The following is a 6513-nucleotide window of genomic DNA, read 5'->3' on the forward strand; positions in this document are numbered from 1 at the left end:
TTAGGTGTCCGTCGAAGTGCACCACTTGCGCAGGTCTCGTTCAGCGCACCTTCTCCGGCGAGCACGATCGGGCGCGCTCTGGAAGCGAAGACATCGTTCGCCGTGGTGCCCTGGCAGAAACACTGAACCTGTGGCTGCATGCACAGTCCGCCACGCGCCCTTCGGGCGGTTGCAGTTCAGGAGCCGAAGACCGCAGTGCGGCTCATCAAGATCTGTCGCTTGTGTTGGCCGCTCATCTCGAAGTCCAGGATTGCCAGCCCGGGCTCTGGCAGCTCGCGCGTCTGCGCCGTTCAAGTTCCGGCCATGCGCATAGTCGTCATCCGTCCTACTGGCATTGGTGCCCAAGACCCGCAGCCACCTAACCCTTCGGTCAACGCGACGTCCACCAGCTACGCACCAGGGCCGCGAGGCACCCAGGCATATCATCTGCCTCGCGGCCCTGGCGCTCCGCTGGCGGCCGCGCGTTACCTCAAACGTTAGGCCTCAGAACTTCGACCCCGGGGCGTAGTCAAGTGAATCCCGTCTTCTGTTCATCCTGCGGCAGCCTGCTCATCGAGCGACCAGACCCCGATAACCACGCCATCGACTACGAGTGCGTTCGTTGTGGGAAAACGCATACGAAACACAGTCAGGGTTGGCTGCCGGCAGACACCGACGTTACGACCTTCTTTGACCAAGTCGCGGCAGCGATTGGTGATATGACGGGAAAGTCAGGTGCTGAGGCCAGCCAAATTGCTCGCGACTACTACATCAAGTTCACAAACGCAGCCTATTGCGCGACCTTGGGAATCCCTGCACAGGACGAAGACTTCTTCTTTCACGAGTCTGCATACGGAATCGCGCTCCGGGCGTGGTACTACCTCGTACTCGGAGGCAACCCCAATCCACGTGAGTTCATCAAGTGGAGGTCCCACCGGTCCAGCGGGAACACTGAGGCCTAACCCTTCGGTCGAGGCGACGTCCACCAGCTACGCGCCAGGGCCGCGAGGCACCCAGGTCTATCATCTGCCTCGCGGCCCTGGCGCTCCGCTGGTGGCCGCGCCTCACCTCAAACGTTAGGCGGCAGATGCCCGGACACTCGCGTCAGTCCAGCGGTTTCTCCTCGGTTGGTACTGGCGAAGCCTCGTCGGGTACTTTTGCAGTGTCTGATGCGTGACGCTCCATATGCGGCTTCTTTCCCGGTTGAGGCGTCTTCTCGGCGCCGGGTGCGACCTCTTCGTCGCGATTCTTCTTCTCCTGCTGCACCTTCTTGTCATGGGCGACGTTACGTGGGTCGGTCATGGCATGCTCCTTTGAGTGTGAGTCCTTCATACTTCCCCGAAGACTGTGTCAAACGGGTAGGACGGAACCACGTTTCGCCTCGGACAACGGCTCGCCACCAAGCCTTGCCTCGCGTGACAAACTCGTGCCATGAATAGGGGTGCTCTGCCAACCGGTTCGAACCAGCCGCCTAACCCTTCCATCGAGGGGACGTCCACAAGCGGGCTTCGCCCACTTGCGGCCGCCCCTCATGTCAAACGTTAGGTGCCGCAAGGTCCGCCGGTGCGTGCCGGCTCTGAAACGCCATCCCAGCAGCAATGCCACAATCCAGCGTGCGAGACGAAGAGGCTCACATGGCGAAACACAAGCTCCCTCCATGGCTGCGATCGAAAGAGAAGAGTCAATCGGTCTCGGTAGGCGTCAGTTGGTACACCGAAGAGGAATGGCAGAAGGTCAAGGCCGCAGCCACCGATGCGGATCTGTTCGAAGCGACCTACTCTGAGTGGGTTGCGATGGTGGAAGAATCCATCAAGAACATGCTTGTCGCCGGCATCATCGCTGAGAAGGTCCCGATCAGAGCCGACGAACTCCTTGCGTGGTGTCTGGCGCACGGGAAGAACAATGAAGCAGCGTCTCGCGCTCAGTTTGTCTCTGAAATGGGCGCCAAAGGACATGGAAGCGGCACCTAACCCTTCGGTCAACGCGACGTCCACCAGCTACGCACCAGGGCCGCGAGGCACCTAGGCATATCATCTGCCTCGCGGCCCTGGCGCTCCGCTGGCGGCCGCGCGTTACCTCATACGTTAGGCGTCATGGCAAGGCCCAGTGAGAGCAGTCATCCCGTCTTGCGAGCACCGAGCATGAAGACCAACTCCGCGGCTACCGCAGTCGACAGAACTGCGAAGAATGGAAACCCATACTCGCAAGCTGTGCCCTCTGTTCACCGCTGCAGAAGCAACTTCACAGCGAAGGCCCTGGCAGGAATGCCAGGAGAACGCTCTGGCATCCGGCGCGTTGAGCCCAGGTCTCACAAACCCGCAGGCCAGCACTTCTGCACCTTTGCTTCTGGCAAGCCGCAGTGCACCTTGCGAGCCATCAAGGGCAGTCGCTTTCCGTCCGCACGGTCTTGCCGTTCTGCCGCTCATAATGACGCCTAACCCTTCGGTAAACGCGACCCGTACCAGCAGGCCTCTTGGGGCGCGAGGCACCCAGGTCTATCATCTGCCTCGCTCCCCAAGCGTCCTGCCGGCACGGGCGCGTTACCTCAAACGTTAGGCCTCGGGTCAGCACGGTCGTCGCGACTCGCAGCGTTCAAGAAGCACCACATGCCTGCGACCGTCGTCTCGTCAGCCAGCAGTGAACAGCCGAATACGAGAGCAGCGCGTCTGGCAAGGCCCTGGCAAAGGAAGAGGGGCAAGGCCCGCGCGGGCCGCCCGCCGCACGCGCGGTCGGCGCACGGCCTCAGCGGATCGACGAACAAGTATGGTCGTCGCGACTCGAGGCGCGGAGCGCAAGGCCTGCAGAGTTCAGGCCGCTCACTTCGTCCGCGCGTCACTTCGCTTCACACCAAGCCGTCGGCAACAAGAACATCGGTCAAGCCCTGGCAGTACTCACGTCACCGCGATGCAGTTCAAGACCCATGTCGCTGCTCAGCCTGCTCGCTGTTCGCGGTCTCCAACGCCGCGAGGCCTAACCCTTCGGTCAACGCGACGTCCACCAGCTACGCGCCAGGGCCGCGAGGCACCCCGGCATATCATGTGCCTCGCGGCCCTGGCGCTCCGCCGGCGGCCGCGCGTTACCTCAAACGTTAGGCCCATGAAGCACCACCGCGCCGCAGCACTTGCACTTCTGGCTTGGAATGCAACATGTCCGAGTACGGCATCTGCAGAGAACCTTGAGTTCCGAGGGCTCTCCATCGAATGGCTTGACGGCTTTACTCGCGAAAGCTTCATCAGCAATGACATGTTTGCCTTTAAGGACCGCGCGGGCACACGTCTCGTTGTTCAGGTCTTCCCCAGCACCCTTGTTCCGGGCTCTCTAGAGGCAACAAGACTTATCGAGGCGCGAAGAACCTTCGTCGAGGATCAGTTGCCAAAGCTGCAAAGGGTTTGCGACATCACCAATCCGACGGCGCGGGCCATTTCGAGCTCGGGTCTAGAGCTCTACTCCAACGCCTGCAAGAGGCGGAATCCCGGTGGCGCGGAATTTGTCCTTCAATACTTTCTGGTGTCGCCAGCTGGCGGTCTCGCGCTCTTCACAGTCTATGGGAATGGCACAGCAGGAATGGAGTACAAGAAGTACACAGTTCTCTTTGAATCGGCCAAGTGGTAGGCATGAGCCTAACCTGGGCCTAACCCTTCGGTCAACGCGACGTCCACCAGCTACGCGCCAGGGCCGCGAGGCACCCAGGCATATCATCTGCCTCGCGGCCCTGGCGCTCCGCCGGCGGCCGCGCGTTACCTCAAACGTTAGGCCTCAAGTTCCCACATGAAGTGCGTATGTCAGTCAAAGAACCTGCCGATCAAGCGATAGCAGCCTTCCTCCGAAGAACGGAACAAGAGATGGATCTTTTCGGCTCGGCACTTCCAGAGAACGCAAATCGCCCTCGTCACCACTTGGTGGTCACGCGCGTTGACGAACACGACTTTGGCTGGGTCTACTTCTACAACGCCAGGGACTTTGCAGAGACCCAAGATCACGAGCACAGCCTTGTAGGTAACGCGCCCGTTATCGTGGATCGACAGAACTACGGCCTCTATTCAACAGGTACGGCGCGACCGATCGAGCACTATGTGGAGGAGTTCCGGTCGGGGATTCGCCACCCGCTATAGGGCCGCACGGATGCGTTCATTCCTCAATCCTGCAAGACGTTGAGGCCTAACCCTTCGGTCAACGCGACAGCCAACGGCGTACCGCCTGGCCCGCGGGGCTGTCAGACATATCATCATCCCCGCGGGCCAGGCGCTACGCCGTCGTCTGCGCGTTACCTCAAACGTTAGGCGTCATGGCAAGGTCCTGCGCGAGCAATCGGTCCGTCTTGCGAGCACCGAACGTGAAGGCCAACACCGCGTCCGCCGCGTTCGTCCGACTGCGAAGCGACCGAAACGCTTGCGAGCACCAAGCATGAAGAACAACACCACGTCTGTTGCGCTCCGTCCGACTGCGACGACCCGGGAGTCGTCTTCGCAAGCTATGCCCTCCGTTCAGCGCTTCAAGGTCAGTCCCCCAAGTGCGCTGCGCGCAAGCGTGCTGCGCCGCGCAGTCAGTCTGTCGGGCGCCGCGCGGGCGCGGCGCGAGGCGGAGCGCAAGGTCAACAATCCGCACTGCGCATGCACTCTGGCCCTGGCAAGCTGCAGCGTCTTGCGAGCCACCACTGGCGGTCGGTTCCCGTCCGCGCGGTCTCGCAGTTCTGCCGCTCAAAATGCCGCCTAACCCTTCGGTCAACGCGACGTCCACCAGCTACGCGCCAGGGCCGCGAGGCACCCAGGCATATCATCTGCCTCGCGGCCCTGGCGCTCCGCTGGCGGCCGCGCGTTACCTCAAACGTTAGGCCGCATATGGCCACCACCCGGCACGCAACCCTCAAGCACCCCGATGGGTGCGATGCGTCTGGTGATCTCCGGCAATTCATCTGGCCTACGATCGCGGCCATCAGACTCGGACCAGGAAAGACATCATGATCATCGTTCTTGGAAGCGCCGTGATTCGGGAAGGGCGGATTGATCAAGCTCTCTCGATCAGCAAAGAACACGTCGAGCGTTCGCGCAAGGAGCAGGGTTGCATTTCGCATGCAGTCCACATCGATGCGGACAACTCCAATCGCCTTGTCTTCGTCGAGGAGTGGGACAACGAACTCGCATTGCAGCAACACTTCAAGGTGCCTGAGTCAAGAGCCTTCGTGAAGGAGCTCGCTGCGTTGGTTGCGGAGCCACCGAGGATGGTGGTCTATGAGGCTCACGTAGTTCAGCCGTAACCAAAATGCGGCCTAACCCTTCGGTCAACGCGACGTCCACCAGCTACGCGCCAGGGCCGCGAGGCACCCAGGCATATCATCTGCCTCGCGGCCCTGGCGCTCCGCTGGCGGTCGCGCGTTACCTCAAACGTTAGGCCTCACATGCGCGGCTACACGGACATTCCTCGTTCCACATCCCATTGCGTTGTCTTCATCGACGAAGGTGAAATCGACCCTGAAGACGTCGAACTTGTCCAACAAGTGCGGGAACAAGGATATCGAATCGCATACATCGACTGCGCTACGTACGAAGACCGTCACTGGGAAATTCCCAGTCACATCGGAGCCCAGATCGCCACACACCATCCTCCGTACCACGAAGGACGCGAGGCTAACCTCGCAAGATGGCTTGACGATCTGATCGCCTTGGCGTACTCGACACCGGGACTGATCATTGTCTTGGACAACGCCTTTGTTCTCTGGAACAGCCAGCGCAAGTTCATGTCCGAGCTGATGGAGGCCTACCTGATCCAAGTTCATCACTGGCTCGAGCAGAAGGTACCCTGTCATCTGTGCTTCCAAATGGTCCCTTCCCCACTTGTCCGGCAGTGGTTCGCAACGAGTGCGGCCTAACCCTTCGGTCAACGCGACCCGCACCAGCAGGCGTCTTGGGGCGCGAGACACCCAGGTCTATCATGTGTCTCGCGCCCCAAGCCTCCTGCTGGCACGGGCGCGTTACCTCAAACGTTAGGCGTCATGGCAAGGTCCTGCGCGGGCAAACGGTCCGTCTTGCGAGCACCGAACGTGAAGGCCAACACCGCGTCCGCCGCGTTCGTCCGACTGCGAAGCGACCGAAACGCTTGCGAGCACCGAGCATGAACAACACCACGTCTCTCGTGCCCCGTCCGACTGCGACGACCGGCGAGTCGTCTTCGCAAGCTGTGCCCTCAGTTCGGCGCTTCAAGGTCAGTCCCACAAGTGCGCTTCGCGCAAGCGTGCTGCGCCGCGCAGTCAGTCTGTCGGGCGCCGCGCAGGAGCGCGTCGCGAGGTGGAGTTCGGAGCGCAGGGTCAACAAGTCTGCACTACGCACGCACTCTGGCCCTGGCAAGCCGCAGCGCCTTGCGGGCCATCGCTGGCAGCCAGCTCCATCCGCACGGTCTCGCAGTTCTGCCGCTCATAATGCCGCCTAACCCTTCGGTCAACGCGACGTCCACCAGCTACGCGCCAGGGCCGCGAGGCACCCAGGCATATCATGTGCCTCGCGGCCCTGGCGCTCCGCTGGCGGCCGCGCGTTACCTCAA

General features: G+C 61.5%; 6 protein-coding genes. 5 read left to right on the forward strand and 1 reads right to left on the reverse strand.

Annotation, left to right across the window (positions count from 1 at the left end; genetic code table 11):
* Nucleotides 1-1083: 1083 nt before the first annotated feature.
* A complete protein-coding gene (locus HLB44_RS36420) occupies nucleotides 1084-1281 on the reverse strand; it encodes a hypothetical protein (RefSeq protein WP_173135708.1) in 198 nt (65 codons plus the stop codon).
* A 332-nt stretch (nucleotides 1282-1613) separates the two neighbouring features.
* Here HLB44_RS36420 and HLB44_RS36425 point away from each other — a divergent pair, with 332 nt between their 5' ends.
* From HLB44_RS36425 to HLB44_RS36445, 5 genes are all read left to right on the forward strand, one after another.
* The gene (locus tag HLB44_RS36425; protein ID WP_173135711.1) at nucleotides 1614-1949 is read left to right on the forward strand and encodes a hypothetical protein; all 336 of its coding nucleotides are present in this window, start codon (nucleotides 1614-1616) and stop codon (nucleotides 1947-1949) included.
* Between the two features lie 1126 nt (nucleotides 1950-3075).
* A complete protein-coding gene (locus tag HLB44_RS36430; RefSeq protein WP_173135712.1) occupies nucleotides 3076-3591 on the forward strand; it encodes a hypothetical protein in 516 nt (171 codons plus the stop codon).
* 230 nt (nucleotides 3592-3821) lie between these two features.
* Nucleotides 3822-4091 (forward strand): YrhB domain-containing protein, encoded by a 270-nt coding sequence (locus tag HLB44_RS36435; RefSeq protein WP_173135715.1) that lies wholly within the window; start codon nucleotides 3822-3824, stop codon nucleotides 4089-4091.
* An 845-nt stretch (nucleotides 4092-4936) separates the two neighbouring features.
* Nucleotides 4937-5233 (forward strand): putative quinol monooxygenase, encoded by a 297-nt coding sequence (locus HLB44_RS36440; RefSeq protein ID WP_173135717.1) that lies wholly within the window; start codon nucleotides 4937-4939, stop codon nucleotides 5231-5233.
* A gap of 141 nt (nucleotides 5234-5374) precedes the next feature.
* Entirely contained in the window at nucleotides 5375-5845 is a 471-nt protein-coding gene (locus tag HLB44_RS36445) for a hypothetical protein (RefSeq protein WP_173135720.1), read from the forward strand.
* Nucleotides 5846-6513 lie beyond the last annotated feature (668 nt).

Source organism: Pseudaquabacterium terrae (assembly GCF_013266755.1).
GTDB lineage: Bacteria > Pseudomonadota > Gammaproteobacteria > Burkholderiales > Burkholderiaceae_C > Pseudaquabacterium > Pseudaquabacterium terrae.

Bases quoted from the DNA above. Each gene is read 5' to 3' on its own strand.
- HLB44_RS36435 (WP_173135715.1), top strand. From the start codon at position 3,822: ATGGATCTTTTCGGCTCGGCACTTCCAGAGAACGCAAATCGCCCTCGT.
- HLB44_RS36445 (WP_173135720.1), top strand. From the start codon at position 5,375: ATGCGCGGCTACACGGACATTCCTCGTTCCACATCCCATTGCGTTGTC.
- HLB44_RS36440 (WP_173135717.1), top strand. From the start codon at position 4,937: ATGATCATCGTTCTTGGAAGCGCCGTGATTCGGGAAGGGCGGATTGAT.
- HLB44_RS36425 (WP_173135711.1), top strand. From the start codon at position 1,614: ATGGCGAAACACAAGCTCCCTCCATGGCTGCGATCGAAAGAGAAGAGT.
- HLB44_RS36430 (WP_173135712.1), top strand. From the start codon at position 3,076: ATGAAGCACCACCGCGCCGCAGCACTTGCACTTCTGGCTTGGAATGCA.
- HLB44_RS36420 (WP_173135708.1), bottom strand. From the start codon at position 1,281: ATGACCGACCCACGTAACGTCGCCCATGACAAGAAGGTGCAGCAGGAG.